The organism is Cohnella candidum, assembly GCF_003713065.1.
Taxonomy (GTDB): Bacteria; Bacillota; Bacilli; order Paenibacillales; family Paenibacillaceae; genus Cohnella; species Cohnella candidum.
In genome coordinates this window covers 428925-451825 of record NZ_CP033433.1, presented here as the reverse complement: position 1 = coordinate 451825, position 22901 = coordinate 428925, and the positions used below count along the sequence as shown (strand labels likewise).

Genomic DNA, 22901 nt, shown 5'->3' with positions numbered 1-22901 from the left:
GGGGAAGCCCGGAAACGAAAAAAAACCTTGGCGCTAAGCCAAGGTTTTTTTCATTTTCTCCGTATGAGCCGAATCGCGAGCTTGAACAACGGAGGCACCGCGAAAAAAATGAAAAAGGTGCGGAACAATTGGTACCCCGCCACCATGGAAAGATCCGCATTCACCTCGTGTGCCATGACGCCCATCTGGTCCATGCCGCCAGGCGCCAAGCTCAGCAAGGCGGTCGACATCGACACGGGCTCCAGTCGGGTCAAAAGCAAGCTCAATCCCAAAGCCCCAAGGACGAGCAATAGACCGCTCATGAGCGCCAGCGTCAGCAGGCGTAACTTACGGGGCAATTCTCCCGGTTTGAGCAACAGGCCTACATACGTGCCGATCATGAATTGGGCCGCATTGATCGCGATGGAAGGAAGCGGCGGACCTTGAAATCCGACGGCCTGCAGCACAGCCGTTCCGATCGCGGGCCCCAGCAAATAGGCGGTCGGAAAGCGGATCCGATTACCGACGATGGCGCAGACGACGCAGACGCCAGCGAAAAGCGCCAAGCGGGCAATGTCGCCGCTCCCTAAGGTAACGCCGGGATGGCTGATCTCCGGGGCGCTGCCACCGTGCTGCGGCAGACCCAGGAGCGGGCTGAAAACCAACACAGGCACGCAGATCACGATCATCATCAGCCGAACGACCTGCATCACGGTAACGACCGTCAGGTTCACTCCTTCGGTTTCCTCCGCGAGAGTAATCACCTGAGTCAACCCGCCCGGTATGCTTCCCATTAACATCGTTAAGTAGGGATTTCCCGAAAGTCTGGTTACGATAAACGCCATGAACGCGCAGAAGAGCAGAAGAAGCACGGTCATCAGCAACATCGTCGGTAACTGCCGTACCATTTCGTGAAGCGCAGCGGACGTCATCGATAACCCGATCGTGTAGCCGACGACGATCATTCCCGCGTTACGGATCGGTCCCGGCCAGCGAAACAGGTTTTTCCGCACGCTGGAGCCCGCTAAGACGGCCAGCATCGGGCCCAGCAGCCAAGGAACCGGGATATGGAGAAGCTTGAAAACGACGCCGCCGATCAAAGCGGTCAGGAAAGTCACCGGTAATGCGTGCCTAGGATTGGGCATCGACCAATTTCCCGAACAATTGGGCCAGCATGGCGACTTCCGCATCCGTCAACGGAGAGAAGATGGTGTCCATGACCTGCACCCAATCTTGGCGCAAATGGGGGATCTTCTCTCTCCCCCGCTCCGTGATTTCCAAATTCACGGCCCGGCGATCCCGGTCGTCCTTCGTTTTGCGGATGAATCCCAGCTCCGCCAGCTTATCCGAAATGACGGTAACGCCGCCGGACGATAAGCCGAGTACCCCCATGAAATCTTTCGCTTGGAGGGGACCCTTTTCGTTTAAGATCATGAGCATGATCGCCTGGTTGCTCGACAAGCCGTTATCCTGAGTTTTCGCCCACTCCGCTTCCCACATTTTACGATGAAGGAAAAACTTCTCCACGTATAAATCCAAATATTTCGTTCGATCCAAAATGAAACTCTCCTCACGATAAGGCGCCTTTTTCACGATTCATCCCTTACCATTATAGCGAACAAAAGCGATTTACCAAAAGAGGAGCCGGTTTCGTCAGGAAGCGAGCACGCGGTTACGGCCTGTCGTCTTCGCTTCATAGAGGGCGCCGTCGGCGCGGGCGATCAACTGCTCCGGCGTATCTTCCGCATTCGGGAGGAAGGTTGCCGCACCGATACTTAACGTGACTACGCCGCTGACCTTCGATCCGGCATGGGGAATCGCTTCCCGCTCCATCGCGGCCCGGAGCTTCTCGCCCACTTTCTGCGCGCCGGCGGAATCCGTATCGGGCAAGATCAGCGCGAACTCTTCGCCGCCGTATCGGGCGACGAGGTCCGTCGAACGGCCGACCACGGCTTGCAGCAGACTCGCCACCTTCCGCAAGCATTCGTCTCCCATCTGATGTCCGTAAGTGTCGTTGTATTTTTTGAAGTAATCGATATCGAGCAGCAGAAGGGAAAGAGGAGAATCGCAGCTGCCCCGCTGCGCCCTTCCCCATTCTTTGGAGAGGACCTCATCGAAGTGCCGCCGGTTCGAAATTCCCGTTAATCCGTCCATGAAGGAGAGCTCGTGCAGGATTTCGTTCGCTTGGCGGAGCGTTTCCTCCGCCCGCTTCCGCTCGGTGACGTCCGTCGCCGTGCTCATGTAACCGATCGTCTCTCCGTCCAAGAATACGGGGGAGATCATGAGCACGACCGTTAACCGGCTTCCGTCTTTGCGGATATAAGTCCATTCCCGATCCTGAAAGTCGTCGGATTGCGAAGAATACAACAGGACGTCGATAAGAGCGATGTCCCCGCCGAATTCGGCGGCATACTTGTTTTTGCGGCATTCCAGCTCGGAAGGATCGAAAATGGAAATCGATCTTTTGCCGATCATCTCTCTCTCCGCGTAGCCCAGCATCAACTCAGCTCCGTGGTTGAAGCGCGTGATGAAGCCGTTCAGGTCGGTGACCACGATCGAAATGCCGGATGCCGATTGAAAAATCGATTCTTGCAGCGAATTCAACTCGCGGTACTTTCTCTCGCTGACCCGGATCTGGCTCGCCAGCCGGATGGACATGGAGAAATAGGCGACCAATGCCGCGGTGAAACTGCCGCCGGCGCCTAACGTCACGAGCATGACGGGCATGACGGACAAGCTCCGGGAGCCTATTAAGATATACATTGTCGTGCTTAGAAGCAGCATGCCAATTAGGAGGGAATACCCCCACTTTCGCCAATAAGAACCGGCATACCGCATGACCCATCCGCTGCCCGTCGCCAGTACGAAAATCGAAATGCTCGCGGCGAGCGACGAGTCGTTGAACCCTCCGAAGAAGGCGATGCGGCCGAACGCCACGAAGGCGGCCGTGACGAAGGAAGAAACGAAACCTCCATAGAAAGCCGAAGAAATGACCATGATTTGGCGCATGTCGAGAATCGTCGTCGGAGAAACGGATACGCTGAAGAACATCAGCAGGATCCCGCACGCGCCGTGAAGAGAACCGATGAGGTATGGGGATTCAGCATTGCGCAAGGCGCGGGCCGCGTCTCCCTTGCACAGCTGATTATAGAAAAAGAGGAATACCGTAATGAGGGTAAAATTCGCGATTAAACTGATCCACATGAGGTCTCACCTAAGATGATTTTCGCATCACTGATTATACTCTCTTTATCGGCGGATCGGCGCGAGGGTACGATCAGAATACAAAGCCGCGAATTGTTCTTGCAATTCGCGGCTTTGTATGGTATTCCGCTATATTCGATTAAACTTCGCTGATGTTCACCCAAGTTCCGCGCTCGATCGAAAGATCGACCGCTTCGAGCACCTCTTGGCAGCGCACGCCGTCCAGGAAGGTCGGAGCGAACGGCGTACCGGCCGCGATGTGCTGCACGAATTCGTATACGATGTGCACGAAACCGTGCTCGTAGCCGATAATGTGGCCCGTCGGCCACCAATTGCCCGCGTATTTATGCGTGCTTTCGGTGACGAGAATCCGGCGGAAACCGGCTTCGTTCGGTTCGTCATCGCGGAAGTAAACTTCGAGCTCGTTCAACCGTTCCAGATCCCAGCGGATGGTGCCTTTGCTGCCGTGGATTTCGAACGTGTTGCCGTTTTTGCGTCCGGTGGCGAAACGGGTCGCGATGAACGATCCCATGGCGCCGTTTTTGAAATCCGCCAGGAAGCCCGTTGCGTCGTCTACCGTGACCTCGCCCTTCTCGGACGTGCCGGTGCCGCTGAGTCCCGAAGTGGAAGCCGGGATCGGGCGTTCCTTGACGAACGTGCGGTTATGGCCGATGACGCGGTCGAATTCGCCGATCAGGAAACGCGCCAGGTCGATGCAGTGGGCGTTCAGGTCGCCGTGTGCGCCGGAACCGGCTACTTCCTTCTTCAAACGCCAAGCCAGCGGCGCATTCGGATCGACCAGCCAATCCTGCAGGTAGGTCGCGCGGTAATGGTGGATGTCGCCCAGCTTGCCTTCGTCGATCAGCTTCTTGGCCAGCTGAACGGCGGGCAGGAACCGGTAATTGAAGCAGACCGCGTGCTTGACGCCTGCCTTCTCCGCGGCCTCCAGCATCTCGCGGCCGTCCGCCAGGTTGAGCGCGAGCGGCTTTTCGCAGAACACGTGCTTGCCGTTCGCGATGGCAGCCAGTGCGATTTCTTTGTGCGCGTCGCTCGGCGCGTTGATGTCGATGAAGTCGATATCGTCGCGCTCGACCAGCTTCCGCCAGTCCGTTTCGTAGCCTTCCCAGCCGAATTTGTCGGCCGCTTCTTTGACGCCTTGCTCATCGCGTCCGCAGATGGCCTTCATGACCACGTCCGCGTCCATGTCGAAGAACATGCCGACGTCTTTATAGGCATGGCTGTGGGCTTTGCCCATGAATTTATAGCCGACCATGCCGACGTTCATTTTGCGATTGTTTACGCCCACCACATTTCACCCGCCGATTCTTTCAGGATGAGGCCGTTCAGGAAGCCGGCCGCTTTCGTGAACCCTTCGTTCACGCTCATGATGCCGTCTTCGTGTTCGATGCTGATCGTGCCGTCATAGCCGACCAGGCGAAGCGTGCTGACGAGGTTCTTCCAGAACTCGTCGTCATGGCCGTATCCAACCGTGCGGAACACGAAGGAACGGTTCAGGATATCGCCGTAGTGTTTCGTATCGAGAACGCCGTTAAGCGCCGTGTTGCGGGCATCGATCTTCGTGTCTTTCGCATGCACGTGGTAAATCGAATCTCCGAGGGCCTTGACGCATTCGATCGGGTCCATGCCCTGCCAGAACAGGTGGGAAGGGTCGAAATTGACGCCGATGTTGTCGCCGGCCTCGCGGCGAAGGCGAAGCGCCGTCTCGGTATTGTAAACGAGGAAGCCCGGGTGGGATTCGATCGCGACTTTAACGCCGTGCTGGCGGCAGAAGGCCGACTGTTCCTTCCAATACGGAATGGCGACTTCGTTCCATTGCCATTCGAGCACGGTCAGGAAATCCGGCGGCCAAGGGCAGGTTACCCAGGACGGGTACTTGGAGTTTTCGGATTCGCCGGGCAAACCGGAGAATGTAATGACCGTATCCACGCCGAGTTTCTCCGCCAGGAGAACGGTCGCGACGAAGTCTTCATGATGTGCCTGCGCTTGCTCCTTGTTCGGATGCAGCGGGTTGCCGTGCGTGCTGAGCGCGCTGATGGTAAGCCCGCGGGAATCGACGGCCTCGCGGATGCGGCGGATGGCGGCGTCGTCATCCAGAATGGCCTTCGCATTGACGTGGGCCGTTCCCGGATAAGCGCCCGTGCCGATCTCGACCGATTGGCAGCCGGCCGCTTTCGCGGTGTCCAATGCTTGTTCGAACGATTGCTGTCCGAATAGAACGATGAATACTCCAAGCTTCACTTTGTGCCACCTGACCTTTCATTTTCGAATCTTCTTCGCGAAATGAGGATGGATTATGTACGCGTGTACATTCCCCATCCTCATATCATTCTACATGAAAACGCAGACAATTACTATACAGGTTCATTACGTGAAGCTGACGGCCTCGCCTTTGCGCGCGGATTCATAGACCGCTTCGAGAATCTGCTGCACGACCAGGCCTTGTTTCGCCGTGACGACCGGTTCGCGGTCAAACAGGATCGCGTCGATCCATGCGCGGGCTTCCTTCTCCGGGGAGTCGTTGGGAACCGAGTTGTCCCACACGGAGCCGAGCTGGATTTCCTTCGTGTACAAGCGGCCGTGCTCTTCGCCGTTGACGCGGAGTCCGCCTTTCATGTCGGCGCCGGCTTTGGTGCCGTGCAGCGTAACCTTCGCTTCGTCGACTTCCAGCGTGTTCAGCGCCCAGCTGGATTCCAGCCAGACGGTGGCGCCGTTCTTCATCGTGATCATGGCGAACGCGGAGTCTTCCACGGTGAATTTGTCCGGATCCCACGGACCCCACTCGTTTGCCAAGCTGCCGCGTTCGGCAAGCTTGCGGTAGGTCGTTCCAAGCACCGTGCGGGGCTCATAGTTGTTCATCATCCACAGCGCGAGGTCCAGCGCGTGCGTGCCGATATCGATCAGCGGGCCTCCGCCCTGCTTCTCCACGTCGAGGAAAACGCCCCAAGTCGGCACGGCGCGGCGGCGGATCGCATGGGCTTTCGCCAAATAGATTTCTCCGAACATGTCCGCGCGGGCCGCTTCGTTCATCCACAGAGAGTCGCGGCGGAAACGGTTCTGATAGGCAATGCTGAGCTTTTTGCCGGTGCGCTCGGCCGTCTCCAGCATGCGCTGGGCGTCCGCGGCCGTCTTGGCCATCGGCTTCTCGCACAGGACGTGTTTGCCGGCCTCGAGGGCGGCGATGGAGATTTCGGCGTGCGTGTCGTTCGGCGTGCAGACGTGGACGACTTGAACGTCCGGATCGTTCAGCAGCGCGTGTACGTTGTCGTAAATTCTCGCGTCCGGCGTGCCGTATTTGGCTTTCGCCTCGTTCGCACGGTCGTAGGCTACGTCAAAGAACGCGACGATGCGGGCTTCCGGGATTTTGGCAAGCGACGGGAGATGTTTCCCCATGGCGATTCCGCCGCAGCCGATCATTCCAATGTTTACGGTCGACAAAATACTTGTCCTCCTTGCGAATAAACTGCTTGATTACTACAATTAAGTGTATCACCGTTTGAATGAAATCACATCCGCTCAAATGGGAGTCTTCTATGCTTTTTTGCTATTCGGGAGGTCGGTCGGTTGCAGCCCGTCAAGGAAGAAATCGAATACGAAAATCCGTTGCTTTCGCTGAGAATATGGCAGTCCATTCGAAACGACAAGATGACGTATAACTGGCATTACCATCCGGAATGCGAGCTCCTGCTCGTGCAAAGCGGCAGGCTCGACATCGACGTGGACGGCGAGACTTACCCGATGGGCGCGGGAGACGTGGTGATCCTCGGCAGTCTGCAGCTGCACAGCGACCGGAGCCACGGGGAACCTCTCGACTATATCGTGCTCCAGTTCGATCTGCAGAGCTTCTTTGACCAAAGTACGATTCCCTACTTGCAATATTTTAATGAGACTAAAGTGCCGCTCAGTGCCATGAACTACATTTTCCGGGAAAATCCCGATGCGAGGGACGAGGCGGCCGATTGCATCCGCCAGATCCACGAGGAAGCCCAGCGCAAGGACATCGGATACGAGCTCGCCGTCAACATGCTGATCAAAAAGCTGCTGCTCATCCTCATCCGCAACGACGAGCGCGGCCTGCTCGCCGGTCAAGACCGCGTGGAGCGGATCCGGCTCAAACCCGTGCTCGATTTCGTGGAGTCGCGGATCGACGACCGCATTCCGGTGGAGGAAGCCTGCCGGCTCGCCAACATGAGCTATTATTATTTCGTGAAATTTTTCAAGAAAGTGATGGGCATGTCGTTCACGGAGTACGTCAACTTCCGCAAAATCAAACGCGCCGAGCAGCTGCTCCTCACCCGCGATCTGAGCGTTAGCGAGGTGGGCGACCAGATCGGGATGGCCAACATGGCCCATTTCTACAAAATGTTCAAACGCTTCAACGGCTTCTCGCCCAAAGAGTTCCAACGCAAAATGCTCGCCTGGGGGCGGAGTTGATAGAGGCTTGAAGGATTGTTTCAGGCAAGTTATGATGTAATCAATTATATAAATGGTCGCGAAGCACGCGCCGCCTGTTCCGGTTCCTCCGGCATAGGCGGCTTTTTGTTTGCTTCGAAGTTAAGAAAAGGATGGAGGACATCTCGATGGATTATGATGCCTGGATGGAGTATCACCGCAAATCAGCGAAAGGCGAAAGGCTTCGCAGGCTAACGGAACAGGCTTTTCACGCCGAGAGAACGTTCGCGACGAAGATTTGGCAGCCCGCGCTGGGCAGCTTTGAGTTTCTTTACCCAGAGTACGAAATCAGGGATTACCGCGACGGGATCCGGTTCTTGGACTTTGCTTATATCGGGAGAGGATTGAAAATCTGCATCGAGATCGACGGCTTCGGCCCGCACTGGCGCGACATCAGCCGAAGGGATTTTGGAGCTCAATTGATGCGCCAAAACCATCTGGTGATCGACGGGTGGATGGTACTGCGGTTCTCATACGACGATATCGCGGAAAGGCCGCGGCAATGCCAGCAAATCCTTCAACAGCTGATCGGCAAATGGGCAGACGCGGATAAGAAGGTAAAGTTATCGCCAATGGAGACCGCATTAATGCGTTTAGCTTCGGGCTCAGCCGGAATGCTGACGCCGGCGATGGCTTCTGCGGAGTTGGGTTTGCATCGCACGACGGTTGTACGGCACCTTCAATCGCTGGTGGAGAAGGGGCTCGTGGCACCGGTTGATCCTTTATCGAAGAGAGTTGCACGATACCGGGTCGTTGAAGAGAAAATTCCTTACGGCGGGTGGTAGCGAGAGGACTGGATCTCGTGAATCGTCGCAATTTGCGACTATTTTGGCTCGTAGAGGCTGCTTGGGCGGGTTATCGTAGCATTTTGCGACTAAAGCTCCCCCCGCCACCAACTTAAAACCACTTTCCGCGCTGGGCGCGGTGGCGTTCGGCTCGCGAAGGGATGGCTGCGGGCTCTCCCTTCTCCACCTTCGGCGCTTCTGCGCTCGCACCAGCATCAAAATCTTCCTTACCCGCCGCGCCCGCGCGCTCCAGTTTCTCGAGGCGCCGGCGCAGGTCCGCCACCTCGCCAAGCAGCTCTTGAACCGTCTGCTGCAAGTAGCGGATCGCCATCTCTTTATGGTCCTCTCCGCGGATCTCTTCCTGAGCGGAGCTTGTTTCGCGGCCTTCGCTTTCCTCGGAGAGAGCCGGCGAAGGCTCCTGATCGCCGCTGTACAACAACTCTTCGATCTCTTGCTGGCTGAGCAGGTGTTTGTGCATGGCTGACCACTCCGATTCCGTCGCTCGATCCTCTGCGGCGCTGCGCAATACCGGTCACTACTGTTTCGACGGGGTCCGCCCGTTTCCTTCCTTTACCCAAAAGAAAACACCGGAACGTCAGCGTCCCGGTGCGCTTGCCTTGCGATTGACGATCAGCTTGTAGCCGACGCCGCGGATCGATTCGATTTGCACCGACTGCTGGTTCAGCTCCAGCTTCTTCCGAAGCGAGCTGACGTGGACGTCTACCGTCCGCTGCCCGCCGACGTAATCGAATCCCCAGACGACGTTCATGAGGTCGTCGCGCGTAATGACGATCCCCGGCCTTTCCGCCAAATAAAGCAGAACCTCGAACTCCTTCGGACGGAGCGAGATCCACTCCCCGTTCAGGAAAACCTCATACTTTTCGGGAAAGATCTGCAGGTCGCCGAGGGCGATGACTTTCTCTCCCCCCGAAGGGACCACGGGTTTACCCTCTTCATTGCGGGATCGGCGAAGCACTGCGGACGTGCGGGCCAGCAGCTCGGCGACCCCGAACGGCTTCGTGATGTAATCGTCGGCCCCCAGCCGCAAACCTTGCACGACTTCCTCTTCGGCGTTCCGTGCCGTAAGAATGATAACGGGCGTTTTCACGCCATGCTGCCTGAGCTTCTGCAAAACCTCGAAGCCATTCATTCCGGGCAGCATCAAATCCAGGAAAATGACGGCATAGCTGTCATGGATCGCGCGGTGCAGCCCTTCCGCCCCGTTGCCGACGACTTCCGTTTCGTAACCTTCCTGGGATAGGTTATACGTCACGAGGCGGGCGAGCGTGGGTTCGTCTTCGATGATCAGCACCTTGTCCGACATACAGACCTCCGGTCCGGCAGCATACTGCCGTGTTGTGCTCACAATCCCTTTTTATCATGCCCGTGTAAAGAGAAAGACAATGATTTGTTAACGCGGTGTTAAAAGAATGTTTGCCGATTCTTGCCTCTTCATTAAGGCTGGAGAAGCGGAAGCTCGATGATGAAGCTCGTTCCGACGCCGACCGAGCTTTCCACGCGGATACTGCCGTGATGCAGCTCGACCAAGTGTTTGACGATGGACAGCCCGAGACCGGTTCCTCCCGAGCTTCTCGAACGCGCTTTATCGACCCGGTAAAACCGTTCGAAAATGCGGGGGATGTCCTTCTTGGGGATTCCGATGCCGGTGTCCGTAACGGTGATCCGCACTTGTTCCTCGCCCTCTTCGGGGAAAAACGTTTCCGCCCACACTTTGACGCGGCCGCCTTCGGGCGTATAGTTGATCCCGTTCTGCAACAGGTTCAGCATGATCTGCCCCAATCGGTCCTCATCGGCTTCGAAGAACAAGCCTTCCTCCGCTTGCAAATCCAGCGAAATCCGTTTCTTGGCCGCTTCCGGCGTCAGCATCTCGCTCAGTCTCGCCAGATACGCCCCGAAATCGACGGGCGAATACTGCAGCGGAGAGCGCCTCGATTCGATTTTGGACAACTCGAGAATGTCCCCGATCAACCGGTTCAGCCGGTCGCTTTCTTCATGGATGATCGTCAGGAACGACCTCGCGGTTTCCCGGTCGTCCATGGCTCCCGAGAGCAGCGTTTCGGCGAACCCTTTGACCGCCGCCACCGGCGTCTTCAATTCATGGGACACGTTGGCCACGAACTCGCTTCTCATGTTCTCGAGCCGCCGGATCGCCGTCACGTCCTGAAGGACGAGCAGCAGTCCGGGGAGCCCGTCGGTGCTTTGGGTCATCGGAACGAGGCTGATTTCGAGCAGTCGCTCTTCCGGATAGTAAACGTGAAGCTCGCGGCGATATTGCGGTTCCCGGCCGTCCAAGCCTTCGCGGATCAGTGAAGTCAATTCGAAATGCTGCTTGATTTCGGTATAAGGGCGCCCCACCCGATCGCGCGTCGTACTGCCAAGCAGCGTCTCCGCTTGTCGGTTGTACAGCGTGACGCGGCCGTCGCTCGAGACCATGATGACTCCGCTCGTCATGTTATCGAGCACGTCCTGCAGGCGTTCCCCGTTCTCCCGGATGAGCTTGAGCTGCTCCTGCAGGTTGTCCGCCATGAGGTTCAGCGCCTTGGCCAGGGCACCGATCTCATCCCGCCCGCCTGCTGGAACGCGGATCGCGTAATCCATGTTCGCCATGCGCTGCGCCGCGGAAGTCATTTTCTCGAGCGGACGCGTCACGCTAAGGGCCACACGGTAGCTGACGATCGCCGCAAGCGCGAACAGCAGGAACAAGCTGAAGAATAACGCCAGCCACATGTCGTGCAATCCGCTGCTGACTTCGCTCAAGCTCATCGCCAGCCGGATGAATCCCTGAAGCTGGCCGTCTTTCTTGACGGCCATCGCGACGTACATCATTTTCTCGTGAAGGGTGTCGCTTTCGCGGATGCTGCTTCCGAAGCCTTTCTGGCGCGCTTGTACGATCTCCGCCCGCTGCGAATGGTTGTCCATCGTCGCTTCGTCATGGTCGGAATCCCCGGCCACCGTTCCGTCCGGCAGCACGTAAGTGACCCGCATTTCGGCAATGTCTTTAAAATCCTTCGCTCGTTCGTGGAACAGGGCTTTCGCCGCTTCGGGATCACTCTCGTCCGGCCAAGGGGTCGTGGCGTTGATGACCTTCAATTCCCGCACCATATTGGCGCGAAGGGCGTCCTGATGGTTCTGCCGGTAAGTATGACCGGACAGCAGCCCCGCCGCCAGAACGGAAAGCCCGATCAGCAGCATGAACAGCAGGGACAGCTTCACTCTGAATTTATTCATCCGCGTCCGCCGGCGCTCCTTCCAAATCCCGCTATTTTAGGCGAAAACCGGATCCTTGAACTGCGCGAGCTTCGCCTTGGAATCCTGTTCGACGTCGGCGTGCAGGCTGTTCCCGTGAGCATCCATCGTCACGATGGCCGCAAAACCTTCGACCTGCAGGTGCCACATCGCTTCCGGAATCCCGAACTCCATGAAATCGACGCCGTTCACATTCTTGATGCATTCCGCGTAGTACTGCGCCGCGCCGCCGACCGCATTCAAGTACACGGCTCCATGCTCCTTCAAAGCCGCCAGCGTTTTCTGGCCCATGCCGCCTTTGCCGATGACGGCGCGAATGCCGAATTTGCGGATGATTTCACCTTGGTAGGGCTCCTCGCGGGCGCTCGTCGTCGGACCTGCCGCTTTGACGTGCCAGCCTTCCTCGTCCTTCAGCATGACGGGGCCGCAGTGGTAGATGACGCCGCCGTTCAGGTCGACCGGGGAATCGTGGTCCATCAAATGCTTATGCAGCGCATCGCGGCCGGTGTGCATCTCTCCGTTCAGGATGACGACGTCTCCGACGCGGAGCTGACGGACGTCCTCTTCCGACAGGGGTGCGCGCAGCACGACTTCCCGGCGTTTTTCCGGGGCCGCTTCTTCCTTCTTCGCGAAAGCGTTCATCGGGACGGCGGAACCGCCTTCGTACGCCCATTCTTTGATTTCGTGCGTCGAGCCGTCGAGGATAACGCCTTGGCGCCGGAACGCCCAGCAGTTGTAGGCGACCGAGACGAAGAAACTCGCCGGCAGCCGGTTGTTGACGCCGATTTTGCAGCCCAGCAGCGTGACGTTGCCGCCGAAGCCCATCGTACCGATGCCGAGCTGGTTGGCCTTGTCCATCACATATTCTTCCAGCTGCTGAAGCTCCGGAATCGGGTTGACGTCATCGACCGGACGGAACAGTTGGTGCTTCGCGAGCTCGTAACCCGTCGTGCGGTCGCCGCCGATGCCGACGCCGATGAATCCGGCGCTGCAGCCTTGGCCTTGTGCCTGGTAAACGGCATGGAGAATGCATTTGCGGATGCCGTCCAGGTCGCGGCCGGCTTTGCCCAACCCTTCGAGCTCGGTCGGCAGGCTGTATTGGATGTTTTTGTTCTCGCAGCCTCCCCCTTTGAGGATCAGCTTCACTTCGATTTCGTCGCGCTCCCACTGCTCAAAATGGATGACCGGCGTGCCCGGGCCCAAGTTGTCGCCCGTGTTGGAGCCCGTCAGCGAATCTACGGAGTTGGTGCGGAGCTTGCCGTCTTTCGTGGCGCGCGCGACGGCTTCGCGGATCTCGCGTTTCATGACGATTTGGTTCGCCCCTACCGGAGTATGAACGATGAAAGTAGGCATGCCCGTATCCTGGCAGATAGGGGAAACGTTGCACTCCGCCATCTCGATATTTTGAGCGATCGTGGCGAGGGACAAGCCCGCGCGGGTCGCTTGATCCTCCGCCTCTTTCGCGGCTGCGACGGCACGGCGGACGTCGGCCGGCAGGTTCGTGGACGTTTCGACGATCAATTTGTAGACGCTTTGTTCAAAAGTGGACATACTGCGGTTTTCCCCTCTCTGATCGGTATAGCTCATCACTCATATAATAGCACACCGCACGACGGAGAGGGCATGTATAACCTGCATAGATGACCGGTTCTAGAAGCATGCTACTTGGTAACCACCGCATTTTGCAGAAAGGATAACCGCAGATGGAAATCCACGAAGCCGATCCTAGTCCGGAAACGGCATCCCTTGAACCGGAAGAGCTGCCGGAATCCGAAACCAACGAAGACAGAGATCATCTCCATATCGAGTGGGCCGGTTATATTTAATCTGTCGCACTCTTTGGGGATCAGGTAGAATGGTCATGATATCTCACGAAAAGGGTTGATAGATTCGCCCGAACCAAAGGAGTCGTGACCGTTGGCGCACCATTTTCTCGCCTATCTCTATCGATTGAAAAACATCGGCCGCTGGAGCCTGATGAGAAATACGACGACCGAAAACGTCGCCGAGCATTCCTATCACGTGGCGCTGCTCACCCATCTGCTGGGGACGGTCGCGAGAGACGTTTTCCATCAAAACGTGGACCCGGACCGTGCAGCCTCATACGCTTTGTTCCATGATGCGACCGAGGTGTTCACCGGCGATATCCCCACTCCCGTCAAACATCATAATTCCCGCATCCTGGCCAATTTCCGGGAGATTGAGTCGCTCGCGGCAGACCGGCTGCTGGGCACGGTGCCCGACGCACTGCGCGAAGCTTATAGGCCGTTCGTGACCGGAACGGGCGCGGACCCGGAGCTCGTAAAATACGTGAAAGCGGCCGACGTGCTGGACGCCTACCTCAAATGCTTGAGCGAAACGTCGGGAGGTAACCGCGAATTCGAAACCGCCCGTCGCCAAAGCGAAGAGAAGCTGCGGGCGCTCGGCATGCCCGAGGTCGACTGGGTGCTGGAGAGGCTGGCCCCCGCCTTCGAGAAGACGATCGACGAGCTGTCGGAGGACGAGAAAGCGGAGAGTTGACGGGGGTCCAGTTACTGGAGCGTCGAAAATAATGGGAAAACCTCCTACTATTTCGCCTTCCACTTCTTAAATCTCCCGATTAGTGGGAAAAATGCCCACTAAATCGGACGTTTCTTTGGTTCAAATAACGAACGCGCGGATTTAATTGGAGCTTTTCCCACTATTTTCGGCCTGGAGGCCATTTTGTAAAATTTAGTAGGAACTTTTCCCGTTAATTTCGCAATCCCGTTTTCTCCGGGCAAAACCGCTCTAACGTAAAAAACGGCCCCACCATCTTCAAGACGGTTGGGGCCGTTTTCGTTTTACATGACTCTTAAACGCTCAAGCCCGACGACGATCCCGCATCGGCACCGAGACGCGTCTGTTCTACCCTTCTCATGACGCGGAACTGCGCGAATCCCGCCGCGGCGAGAAGGACGGCGAGAAGCGTGAACAGCACTTCGCCGTTCGTCCAGGCCAGCGTCAAGCCGCCCAGGATCGGTCCGAGCCCTTGACCGAGCAGCCGGCTGGCTCCGAATACCGCGAAATAGTAGCCGCGTTTCTCTTCGGCCGCCATCAGCGAGATTTCCTTCTGCATATGCGGCCCGTTGATCATCTCTCCGATGGTGAAAACGAACTCGGCGGCGAACAGCGCGACGAGCGTCGTGGAATAGCCGTATCCCAAAGCGACGACGGCGAAAAAGGCATACGAGGCGCCCACGACGGCGTACGAGCGGAACGCTTCGGTTTTGCGGGCGATCCAGATTTGCAAGGCGATCACCATCGTGCCGTTAAACGTCATCATCGCCGGAAATATATTTTTCGGATGGGCGAAATGGGTGCCCAAATGGATGGGCAGCGCCGTCTCCGCCAAGGAATACAGGAAGGCGATCGGCATCGTCAGCAGCGTCACGAGCAGCAGCGTACGCTCGCTCGTAAACAGCATCCGAAGGCCGCCGTGGCGTTTAATGCCAGCCGCAGCCGGGCTCGCCTTCGCCTCTCCCTTCCGCCGAGCCAGCAGGAGAGGAGCCGTCTCCGGCAGTTTGAACAAGACGAGGGACGCGTTGATCAGGAATGTGCAAGCCGCGATCACGAACACGACCGAGGGGTTCCAGCGGAACATCAGCAAGCCGAGCAGCGGCCCGACGGCAGCCCCGACGTTAAACCCGGTATGCATCAGGGCGAACACTTCCGCCCGGCGCTGCGCCGGCACCATGTCGGTCATCTGAGCGTTGGCCGCGGGCATGAACAACGCGGAGCCCGCACCAGTCACGATCGAGACGGCGGCATATTGCCAAACTTCTGATGATAACGCGTAACCGATCATGCACAGCATTTGCAGCAGGAGCGAGACGACCATGACGGGCTTGCGTCCCATCCGGTCGCTGATGCCGCCCCCGAACCAGCTGACGACCATGCCGCACAACGGCGACAATCCGACGACGAGCATCGGGAGCAGCACGGACCCGTCCAATTTTTCGTACAGATAGAGAACGAGAAACGGTCGGATCATGAAACCGGTGACGGTGGACAAAGCCGACCCGATCACGCGGATCCAGATCCCTCCGTCATATTGATGGATTAAGCGTTGTAGACGTTGCATACGGATAAGTCCTTTTCATTTACTTATGAGTCACAGTCATAGGCGTCAACGGGACAAAACGAGATCCCGCAAACCGTTCCAAAACAGATTGGCGGCAAATGCAAGAAACAACAGCGCGGAGATCAGGGACATCGTGCGGAGGACGCCTTTGCCGAGCCGGGCGGATTGGCTTCCGAGCCATGCCAGCAGCACCGACCAGAGCAGCCCGGCCGTAACGAAACCGACGACGAACGCCGTCAGCACCATGCCGTCGCGGATATCCAGATCCGCCACCACGGGCCCGGCGATCGCGGCGAAAGACAGGATCAGCGTCGGAGACGAGAGGGCAAGACCCGCCCCGACGAGGATGTCTCCCCATCCGCCTCGGCTTTTGACCGCATCTCCGCTCCCGTTAAGCACCTTAGGCCGAATGGTGTCGCGGATCATGTTGCGCGTCAGCCACAGCAGCACCAACGTACCCCCGATCCACAAAATCCAGCGGACGGCGGGATAATGGAACACGGCGGTCCAACCCAGCAAAGCCAGAGCCATATAGAAAGCGTCCCCGAAGCAGGAGCCGAACCCAATTCGGAACGAAGCCCCGAACCCCCGGTCGAGCCCCGTCTTCATAATGGCGATATTCACGACGCCGAGATCCAGGCACAGCGCCAGACTGAACAAAAAACCTTTCGCGAATGCGTAAAACACCGACTCCAACCCGCCAACCTCCGAAACTTGCGACAAAGTGCTCCCATTCTAACATAAAAACCGGCTTAAGCCCGGTCCTTTATCAAAATTTAAAGCGAGCGTGCCCTGCGGCCGTGTATGCCCGAAATCCTTCCAGGTTGAGGAGGTCTTCCTTCACCCGAAGCCCGCCCGCGAATCCGGTGAGAGACGCGTTTTTGCCGATGACGCGGTGGCACGGAATGACGATAGGAACGGGATTGGCGCCGTTCGCCATCCCGACGGCCCGGACGGCGGCGGGGCGGCCGACGGCTTCGGCAATGTCGGAGTAGCTGCGGGTTTCCCCGCAAGGGATCCGGGCCAGCGCTTGCCAAACGGAGACTTGAAACGGCGTTCCCCGCAAATCGACCGGCAGCTCGAAAACCTTCCGTTTCCCGTCCAAATACTGCTGCAGCTGTTCGATATAAGGCGTTACGCGTTCCTGGTCCTCCAGCAGCGCCGCGCCGGGTATCCTCTTCTCCACCCAGTCATTCAGCAGCTCACGCGTTTCGTGCGGCCAAGTGATTCGGCACAATCCTTCCGATGTGACGGCTACCAAAATGGGGCGATTTTGAAAAACGGGGTGGATCAGCTTGCCCCAATAAACTTCAGTTGAAACTGCGGTGTTCAAGCTTTGTTCTCCTCCTCTGCGGCGGAAACGGGTCGGTTATTTCCCCGGTAATCGTTCGGCGGGCAGCCGACGGCTTTGCGGAACGCATACGAGAAATGCGACGCGCTCCGGAACCCGACGGCGGCCGCAATGTCGGTCACGGACCGGCTCGGATCGGCGAGTTGGCGTTTGGCTTCCTCCAGTCTCGTCTGCAACAGCCATTGCGCCGGAGTCGATCCCGTCGTTTTTTTGTACACCCTTTGCAAATGGAACGGGCTCACGTTCAGCCTGGCGGCCAGATCGCCCAAGGTCAAATTTTCCGCGTAGTGCTTCCGGATCAGGTCGGTGACGGCGCTCGCCATCGCGGCATCCGGACCTTCCTTCCCGGGAGTCTCGGGGCGGCATCTTTTGCATGCACGGAATCCCGCCTGCCGGGCTTCCTCTATGCTTTCGTAGACCCGGACGTTTTCGGGTTTCGGCGTTCTGGACCGGCAGGAAGGTCTGCAGAAAATGCCCGTGCTGACGATCCCCACATAATAGCGCCCGTCCAGCGACGCGTCCCGGCGCAAGATCGTCTCATATACCCGATCGAAAACCTCATCTGTAACCGTTGGTTTCATCGCCTTCACTCCTTCCGGCTTTCCCTATTATAGACCGCTTGAAGGCCGTTCGATAGGGTTAGACAATAGGACAGCAAGAATTCGAAACCATAGAAAAACCCCGCGCCCTCTTCCTTAAGGAAGCCGCGCGGGGTTCGCCGCCGAACTTGGCCGGTTATGCCCAAGGATTCGTCATGATCCACAGCATGACAAGGAACAACACGAGAATAATCACGCTGAACGTCCGGACTTTGCCGATGAAAGAGCTGGCGTCCCGTCCTTCCTTGGCCGCTGCCGCGATCTTGCGGATCGGTCCCTGCACGATGCCCGTCAGCGCGCCGATCGCGACGAAAATCACGAGGATGACGATCATCCAGCTGGTCGCGTAATCCGTGTCTCCTTGGGAGATCAAGTAACCGCCGGTCAGCAGTTGGATCACCAAAGCAAACTGGCCGATCCGGCCGCCCGTGACCAAGCCGCTCGCCAAACCTTCCTGCGCGGCTCCGGACAATTTGCGGAATTGTCCCGCCATGAAAGGCAAGATGGCGTAAATGCCCATGCCGACCGCTCCGACTACGTGCAAAAACAGCATAATGTCATACAACATTTCCATAAACCTCCATCGCTCATCATACAAGGCCAAAACCAGTATACACGATCGTTACCCGTTGTTCCAAATCGGTTGACGTACGGGGCGGGTCATGCCGTCGGATCCGTCTCCGATATTCCGAAAAGAAGACCTTGATCGTCCGTGCAGTAAGCGAAATACCCCATGCCCGGCACGGTCGTCTTCGGAACGACGATGTTTCCTCCGCTCTCCACCACCTGAGCGAGAGAACGATCGATCGATCGGACCTCGATCGAATTGGTCGTCCGCGTCTCTCCGTCGGGAGAGCGCATCAATCCCCCATCGATGCCGGGTTCTTCCGATTCCCCCGTGCGGATGAACCAATAATCGTGAGCCCCCGGCATTCGCACGAACTGCCAGCCGAATATCCGAGAATAAAACTGCACCGCATGCTCGGGATCCGGAACCTGCAGTTCAAAACGAAGCACTTTCCCCATTATCGTCCCTCCTGCCACTCCGTGCCTATGCCTACCATTTTAACCGATCCCCGGAAATCTTAACACGCGAAAACGCCCCCGCCCGCGGAAGATCGGAACGGAGGCGGCAGTGCCCGTCGTTTACGCGTTTTCGACGATTCGGATGACGTTGCGGACCGATTGTGCCGATTTCTCCAGCGCCGCCTTCTCCTCCGCGGTCAGCTCGATTTCGATGATTTTCTCGATGCCGTCGCCGCCGAGTACGGCCAGAACGCCCATGAACAGATTGTCATAGCCGTATTCGCCTTCCAGCAGGGCGATGACCGGAAGAATGCGCTTCTTGTCCTTCAGGATGGCTTCCGTCATTTGAACGAGCGAAGCGGCCGGCGCGTAATAGGCGCTGCCGTTGCCGAGCAGATTGACGATTTCGCCGCCGCCCACGCGGGTGCGCTGAACGATGGCGTCGATCTGCTCCTTCGGAAGCAGTTTCTCGACCGGAATGCCGCCGATCGTCGTATAGCGGACGAGCGGCACCATGTCGTCGCCGTGGCCGCCGAGGACGACGCCGCGCACGTCTTCGACGGAAACGCCCAGCGCTTCCGCTAGGAACGTGTTGTAGCGGGCCGTGTCGAGAACGCCGGATTGGCCGATGATCCGGTTTTTCGGAAAGCCGAGCGCCTTATTCGCGGCGTAAGTCATCGCGTCAACCGGGTTGGACAGGATGATGACGTAGGCGTTCGGGCTGGTCGCTTTCACTTGCTCGCACACCGATTTCACGATGCCCGCGTTCGTGTTCACGAGATCGTCGCGGCTCATGCCCGGCTTACGGGCGATGCCAGCCGTAATGATGACGACGTCGGAATTCGCGGAGTCCGCATAATCCGACGTGCCGACGATTCGGGCGTCGACGCCCTGCACCGGCGTAGACTCGAGCATGTCGAGCGCCTTGCCTTTGGTCGGGTTCTCCATCTGCGGGATGTCGAGCAGGATGACGTCCCCGAGTTCCTTCTGCGCCAGCATTAATGCCGTCGTCGCGCCCGTGAAACCTGCACCGACAACCGTAATCTTCGCACGCTTGATCGCCATAAATTAGCCTCCTTTATGTATAGAGCCGTTTCTTATCGCCTGAAAACGAAAAAACCGCCTCACAGTAATCAATATGTGCTCATGCGGTCGATGTAAGACGGTCAACCCGTCTAAAAATCTCTTCATGTGCTCATCCGGTTACTGTAAAACGGTTCAATGCCTTGCATTTGCCCTACCCGAGCCAATCAACAGGTTTCGCGATAGCGAAACCGTTGACGTCGGCAACAGACGCACCCCCGCCACCCTCAGCGCCCCCGCAACTCCTCCACCGTCCATCGACCGTCATAGTCTTGAGTCCGGGTGTCCAGAGGGCGGAGCGCCTCGGAATCCCCCTCCCCGGGGGGAGGGGGACTTAGGGGGTGGGGCGAAATCCCCTTAAAAGGGGACTAAGAGGTTACATATTCTTGATGATTTCATCCGCGAACTGCGAGCATTTCACTTCGGTCGCGCCTTCCATCAGGCGGGCGAAGTCATAGGTCACGGTCTTGTTGTTGATGGAAGCCTCCATGCCCTTATAGATCAGGTCGGCCGCTTCCAGCCAACCGAGGTGCTCGAACATCATAACGCCGGACAGAATGACGGAGCCCGGGTTGACGACGTCTTTGTCGGCGTATTTCGGAGCCGTGCCGTGCGTCGCTTCGAAGATGGCATGTCCGGTCACGTAGTTGATGTTCGCGCCCGGCGCGATGCCGATGCCGCCGACTTGCGCGGCCAGGGCGTCGGACAGGTAGTCGCCGTTCAGGTTCAGCGTCGCGATGACGTCGAAGTCCGTCGGGCGAGTCAACACTTGCTGCAGAGCGATATCGGCGATGGCGTCCTTAATGAGGACCTTGCCGGCGTCAAGCGCAGCTTTCTGAGCGGCGTTGGCCGCTTCTTCGCCTTGCTCGGCTTTGATTTTATCGTATTGTCCCCAAGTGAAGGTTTGGTCCGCGAACTCGGTTTCGGCCACTTCGTAGCCCCAGTTTTTGAACGCGCCTTCGGTGAACTTCATGATGTTGCCTTTGTGGACCAGCGTGACGGATTTGCGGTTATGCTTGATCGCATACTCGATGGCCGCGCGCACGAGGCGTTTGGAGCCATCGGAGGAAACCGGCTTGATGCCGATGCCGGACGTTTCCGGGAAACGGATTTTCTTGACGCCCATTTCTTTCTGCAGGAATTCGATGACTTTCTTCACGTCGGCGGTTTCGGCTTGGTACTCGATGCCGGCGTAGATGTCTTCGGTGTTCTCGCGGAAAATGACCATGTCGACGAGCTCCGGACGTTTGACCGGGGACGGCACGCCTTGGAAATAACGCACGGGGCGCAGGCAGACGTACAGGTCGAGCTCTTGGCGAAGCGCGACGTTCAGGGAGCGGATGCCGCCGCCGATCGGCGTGGTCAGCGGTCCTTTAATCGCGATGATGTATTCGCGGATTGCGGTCAGCGTGTCGGCCGGAAGCCACTCGCCGTAAGTATTGAAAGCTTTTTCGCCGGCAAAAACTTCGTACCAGGCGATCTTCTTCTCGCCTTTGTAGGCTTTCTCGACGGCTGCGTCCAGAACGCGCTGGGAAGCGCGCCAGATGTCGCGGCCCGTGCCGTCGCCTTCGATGAAGGGGATGATCGGGTTGTTCGGGACGTTCAGTACGCCGTTCGTTACGGAGATTGGTTGGCCGGATGTCGGTGCTGCGAATTTTTCAAGTTGCATGCTTATATTCCTCCAATCGATTTATCGCAAGAAACCGGCGCACCGCGCCTCCGCTGCCGCAGAAGCCGGTTCGCCGGTACAAGCTTGTAAAAAATTAGGACCGCTGGGCAATCGGAACGTAGTGTTGATCCACCGGACCGACGTATTCCGCGCGGGGACGGATCAAGCGGTTGTCGCCGTACTGCTCCAGAATGTGGGCCGTCCAGCCGGAAACGCGGCTGATCGCGAAGATCGGCGTGAACAGGTCGCGCGGGATACCGAGCATCGTGTAGCACGAAGCGGAATAGAAGTCGACGTTCGGCTTCAGCCCTTTTTGCCCGGTGACGAGCTCTTCGATCTGGATCGACATTTCGTACAGGTTCATGTTGCCTTTCAGCTCGCCGAGCTGGCGGGACATGGCTTGAAGATGCTTCGCGCGAGGGTCGCCGTTGCGGTAAACCCGGTGGCCGAAGCCCATGATTTTCTCTTTGTTGCTCAGCTTCTTCTGAATGTAAGATTCCACGTTCGCCGGAGAACCGATCTCGTCCAGCATGACCATGACCGCCTCGTTGGCGCCGCCGTGCAGCGGGCCTTTCAGCGCGCCGATCGCGGAAGTGACGCCGGAGTAAATGTCCGACAGCGTCGCGACGGTAACCCGCGATGCGAACGTGGAAGCGTTCAGCTCGTGGTCCGCATGGAGTACAAGAGCCTTGTCCATCGCTTCGACGGCGACTTTCGCCGGCTCTTCGCCGGTCAGCATGTAAAGGAAGTTATGGGCGATGCCCACGCCTTTCTTCGGCGCGATCGGTTCTTTGCCTTCGCGGATGCGCGCGAAAGCGGCGACCACGGTCGGCAGCTTGGCTTGCAGCTTCACGGCCTTGCGCACGTTGGCTTCGCGGCTCATGTCTTCCGCGTCCCCGTCGAACAGCGCGAGGCTGGAAACGGCCGTGCGGAGCGCCGCCATGGAGTTGCTGCCTTTCGGATACAGACGGATGCCGTCGATGACCTCGGCGGGAACTTCCGCGTATTCGCCCAGCTGGGCGATCAAACCGTCCAGTTCGGACTTCGTCGGCAGCTTGCCGTGCCAGAGCAGATAGGCGACTTCTTCGAAGGAGGCCTGCTCCGCCAATTCGTCGATATTGATTCCGCGATACGTCAGCACGCCGTCAATAATCGAGCTGATGGACGAGGAAGCGGCGACGATGCCTTCCAAACCTTTGGTAGCTGTCATGGATTTCTCTCTCCTTTAACCGGAAAAATGCCGAGTCATGCGGAAACGCGAAGCAACCGCCAATTCGGGGGAGGATTCTCGCCTGCGCGGGAGCCGGAATGGCGCCAGGCTCAAAAAAACCGCGCTAAACGCAAATATTCCAAGGTTTTCAGTCCT

23 protein-coding genes are annotated in these 22901 nt (G+C 57.9%); 4 read left to right on the top strand and 19 right to left on the bottom strand.

The genetic code is table 11. The annotated features are described in order from the left end of the window. Window positions 1–50: 50 nt before the first annotated feature. The 6 genes from EAV92_RS02150 to EAV92_RS02125 all read right to left on the bottom strand — a co-directional run bounded on the left by EAV92_RS02150 (window position 51) and on the right by EAV92_RS02125 (window position 6642). The gene (locus EAV92_RS02150; protein WP_123039551.1) at window positions 51–1124 is read right to left on the bottom strand and encodes an AbrB family transcriptional regulator; all 1074 of its coding nucleotides are present in this window, start codon (window positions 1122–1124) and stop codon (window positions 51–53) included. Beyond that, complete coding sequence (locus EAV92_RS02145; RefSeq protein ID WP_123039550.1) at window positions 1111–1536, bottom strand: MarR family winged helix-turn-helix transcriptional regulator; 426 nt, start codon at window positions 1534–1536, stop codon at window positions 1111–1113. Before EAV92_RS02145 ends, EAV92_RS02150 begins: the two co-directional genes overlap by 14 nt. Before the next feature lie 96 nt (window positions 1537–1632). After that, window positions 1633–3183 (bottom strand): diguanylate cyclase domain-containing protein, encoded by a 1551-nt coding sequence (locus tag EAV92_RS02140; protein ID WP_123039549.1) that lies wholly within the window; start codon window positions 3181–3183, stop codon window positions 1633–1635. A gap of 139 nt (window positions 3184–3322) precedes the next feature. Further along, window positions 3323–4468, bottom strand: coding sequence for a Gfo/Idh/MocA family protein (locus EAV92_RS02135; RefSeq protein WP_123043521.1), 1146 nt, complete (start codon window positions 4466–4468; stop codon window positions 3323–3325). An 11-nt stretch (window positions 4469–4479) separates the two neighbouring features. Then, window positions 4480–5442 (bottom strand): sugar phosphate isomerase/epimerase family protein, encoded by a 963-nt coding sequence (locus tag EAV92_RS02130; protein ID WP_123039548.1) that lies wholly within the window; start codon window positions 5440–5442, stop codon window positions 4480–4482. Window positions 5443–5568: 126 nt separating this feature from the next. Then, entirely contained in the window at window positions 5569–6642 is a 1074-nt protein-coding gene (locus tag EAV92_RS02125; protein ID WP_420888818.1) for a Gfo/Idh/MocA family protein, read from the bottom strand. 123 nt (window positions 6643–6765) lie between these two features. On the opposite strand from EAV92_RS02125, the gene EAV92_RS02120 reads away from it, so the two are divergent. Both EAV92_RS02120 and EAV92_RS02115 read left to right on the top strand, forming a co-directional pair. Then, on the top strand, window positions 6766–7635 hold the full coding sequence (locus EAV92_RS02120; protein WP_123039547.1) for a helix-turn-helix domain-containing protein: 870 nt from the start codon (window positions 6766–6768) through the stop codon (window positions 7633–7635). 146 nt (window positions 7636–7781) lie between these two features. Further along, window positions 7782–8438, top strand: coding sequence for a helix-turn-helix domain-containing protein (locus EAV92_RS02115; protein ID WP_123039546.1), 657 nt, complete (start codon window positions 7782–7784; stop codon window positions 8436–8438). Window positions 8439–8550: 112 nt separating this feature from the next. Here EAV92_RS02115 and EAV92_RS02110 read toward each other — a convergent pair whose 3' ends face one another. The 4 genes from EAV92_RS02110 to EAV92_RS02095 form a co-directional block, all read right to left on the bottom strand. Beyond that, window positions 8551–8916 carry a hypothetical protein gene (locus tag EAV92_RS02110; RefSeq protein ID WP_123039545.1) on the bottom strand — a complete coding sequence of 122 codons (366 nt, stop codon included), beginning with the start codon at window positions 8914–8916 and terminating at the stop codon, window positions 8551–8553. A 117-nt stretch (window positions 8917–9033) separates the two neighbouring features. Continuing rightward, the gene (locus EAV92_RS02105) at window positions 9034–9762 is read right to left on the bottom strand and encodes a response regulator transcription factor (RefSeq protein WP_123039544.1); all 729 of its coding nucleotides are present in this window, start codon (window positions 9760–9762) and stop codon (window positions 9034–9036) included. Window positions 9763–9893: 131 nt separating this feature from the next. Continuing rightward, window positions 9894–11687, bottom strand: a complete 1794-nt coding sequence (gene pnpS / locus EAV92_RS02100; RefSeq protein WP_123039543.1) for a two-component system histidine kinase PnpS — start codon at window positions 11685–11687, stop codon at window positions 9894–9896. Between the two features lie 36 nt (window positions 11688–11723). Continuing rightward, entirely contained in the window at window positions 11724–13256 is a 1533-nt protein-coding gene (locus EAV92_RS02095; protein ID WP_123039542.1) for a fumarate hydratase, read from the bottom strand. Between the two features lie 152 nt (window positions 13257–13408). On the opposite strand from EAV92_RS02095, the gene EAV92_RS25000 reads away from it, so the two are divergent. Together EAV92_RS25000 and yfbR are read left to right on the top strand one after the other, a co-directional pair. Beyond that, window positions 13409–13531, top strand: coding sequence for a hypothetical protein (locus EAV92_RS25000; protein WP_277424216.1), 123 nt, complete (start codon window positions 13409–13411; stop codon window positions 13529–13531). Window positions 13532–13622: 91 nt separating this feature from the next. Then, window positions 13623–14225 (top strand): 5'-deoxynucleotidase, encoded by a 603-nt coding sequence (yfbR, locus tag EAV92_RS02090; protein ID WP_123039541.1) that lies wholly within the window; start codon window positions 13623–13625, stop codon window positions 14223–14225. Between the two features lie 313 nt (window positions 14226–14538). Here yfbR and EAV92_RS02085 read toward each other — a convergent pair whose 3' ends face one another. The 9 genes from EAV92_RS02085 to citZ form a co-directional block, all read right to left on the bottom strand. Continuing rightward, the gene (locus EAV92_RS02085) at window positions 14539–15807 is read right to left on the bottom strand and encodes an MDR family MFS transporter (RefSeq protein WP_123039540.1); all 1269 of its coding nucleotides are present in this window, start codon (window positions 15805–15807) and stop codon (window positions 14539–14541) included. Window positions 15808–15852: 45 nt separating this feature from the next. Beyond that, complete coding sequence (locus tag EAV92_RS02080) at window positions 15853–16494, bottom strand: LysE family translocator (RefSeq protein ID WP_123043519.1); 642 nt, start codon at window positions 16492–16494, stop codon at window positions 15853–15855. 82 nt (window positions 16495–16576) lie between these two features. After that, complete coding sequence (locus EAV92_RS02075; protein WP_123039539.1) at window positions 16577–17140, bottom strand: methylated-DNA--[protein]-cysteine S-methyltransferase; 564 nt, start codon at window positions 17138–17140, stop codon at window positions 16577–16579. Continuing rightward, window positions 17137–17739 carry a bifunctional transcriptional activator/DNA repair enzyme AdaA gene (locus tag EAV92_RS02070; protein ID WP_123039538.1) on the bottom strand — a complete coding sequence of 201 codons (603 nt, stop codon included), beginning with the start codon at window positions 17737–17739 and terminating at the stop codon, window positions 17137–17139. Before EAV92_RS02070 ends, EAV92_RS02075 begins: the two co-directional genes overlap by 4 nt. Before the next feature lie 154 nt (window positions 17740–17893). Beyond that, window positions 17894–18325 (bottom strand): DUF2269 family protein, encoded by a 432-nt coding sequence (locus tag EAV92_RS02065; protein WP_241158408.1) that lies wholly within the window; start codon window positions 18323–18325, stop codon window positions 17894–17896. Between the two features lie 92 nt (window positions 18326–18417). Then, on the bottom strand, window positions 18418–18783 hold the full coding sequence (locus EAV92_RS02060) for a VOC family protein (RefSeq protein WP_123039537.1): 366 nt from the start codon (window positions 18781–18783) through the stop codon (window positions 18418–18420). A gap of 120 nt (window positions 18784–18903) precedes the next feature. After that, window positions 18904–19848 carry a malate dehydrogenase gene (gene mdh, locus EAV92_RS02055; protein ID WP_123039536.1) on the bottom strand — a complete coding sequence of 315 codons (945 nt, stop codon included), beginning with the start codon at window positions 19846–19848 and terminating at the stop codon, window positions 18904–18906. A gap of 394 nt (window positions 19849–20242) precedes the next feature. Next, on the bottom strand, window positions 20243–21535 hold the full coding sequence (gene icd / locus EAV92_RS02050; RefSeq protein WP_123039535.1) for an NADP-dependent isocitrate dehydrogenase: 1293 nt from the start codon (window positions 21533–21535) through the stop codon (window positions 20243–20245). A 94-nt stretch (window positions 21536–21629) separates the two neighbouring features. Then, complete coding sequence (gene citZ, locus EAV92_RS02045; protein ID WP_123039534.1) at window positions 21630–22745, bottom strand: citrate synthase; 1116 nt, start codon at window positions 22743–22745, stop codon at window positions 21630–21632. Window positions 22746–22901 lie beyond the last annotated feature (156 nt).

Excerpts from the sequence above, each read along its gene's own strand:
- EAV92_RS02150 (WP_123039551.1), bottom strand. The coding sequence starts at position 1,124 with ATGCCCAATCCTAGGCACGCATTACCGGTGACTTTCCTGACCGCTTTG.
- citZ (WP_123039534.1), bottom strand. The coding sequence starts at position 22,745 with ATGACAGCTACCAAAGGTTTGGAAGGCATCGTCGCCGCTTCCTCGTCC.
- EAV92_RS02070 (WP_123039538.1), bottom strand. The coding sequence starts at position 17,739 with ATGAAACCAACGGTTACAGATGAGGTTTTCGATCGGGTATATGAGACG.
- EAV92_RS02095 (WP_123039542.1), bottom strand. The coding sequence starts at position 13,256 with ATGTCCACTTTTGAACAAAGCGTCTACAAATTGATCGTCGAAACGTCC.
- EAV92_RS02110 (WP_123039545.1), bottom strand. The coding sequence starts at position 8,916 with ATGCACAAACACCTGCTCAGCCAGCAAGAGATCGAAGAGTTGTTGTAC.
- EAV92_RS02065 (WP_241158408.1), bottom strand. The coding sequence starts at position 18,325 with ATGTTGTATGACATTATGCTGTTTTTGCACGTAGTCGGAGCGGTCGGC.
- EAV92_RS02140 (WP_123039549.1), bottom strand. The coding sequence starts at position 3,183 with ATGTGGATCAGTTTAATCGCGAATTTTACCCTCATTACGGTATTCCTC.
- EAV92_RS02135 (WP_123043521.1), bottom strand. The coding sequence starts at position 4,468 with ATGAACGTCGGCATGGTCGGCTATAAATTCATGGGCAAAGCCCACAGC.
- EAV92_RS02085 (WP_123039540.1), bottom strand. The coding sequence starts at position 15,807 with ATGCAACGTCTACAACGCTTAATCCATCAATATGACGGAGGGATCTGG.
- EAV92_RS02060 (WP_123039537.1), bottom strand. The coding sequence starts at position 18,783 with ATGGGGAAAGTGCTTCGTTTTGAACTGCAGGTTCCGGATCCCGAGCAT.
- EAV92_RS25000 (WP_277424216.1), top strand. The coding sequence starts at position 13,409 with ATGGAAATCCACGAAGCCGATCCTAGTCCGGAAACGGCATCCCTTGAA.
- EAV92_RS02115 (WP_123039546.1), top strand. The coding sequence starts at position 7,782 with ATGGATTATGATGCCTGGATGGAGTATCACCGCAAATCAGCGAAAGGC.
- EAV92_RS02105 (WP_123039544.1), bottom strand. The coding sequence starts at position 9,762 with ATGTCGGACAAGGTGCTGATCATCGAAGACGAACCCACGCTCGCCCGC.
- mdh (WP_123039536.1), bottom strand. The coding sequence starts at position 19,848 with ATGGCGATCAAGCGTGCGAAGATTACGGTTGTCGGTGCAGGTTTCACG.
- pnpS (WP_123039543.1), bottom strand. The coding sequence starts at position 11,687 with ATGAATAAATTCAGAGTGAAGCTGTCCCTGCTGTTCATGCTGCTGATC.
- icd (WP_123039535.1), bottom strand. The coding sequence starts at position 21,535 with ATGCAACTTGAAAAATTCGCAGCACCGACATCCGGCCAACCAATCTCC.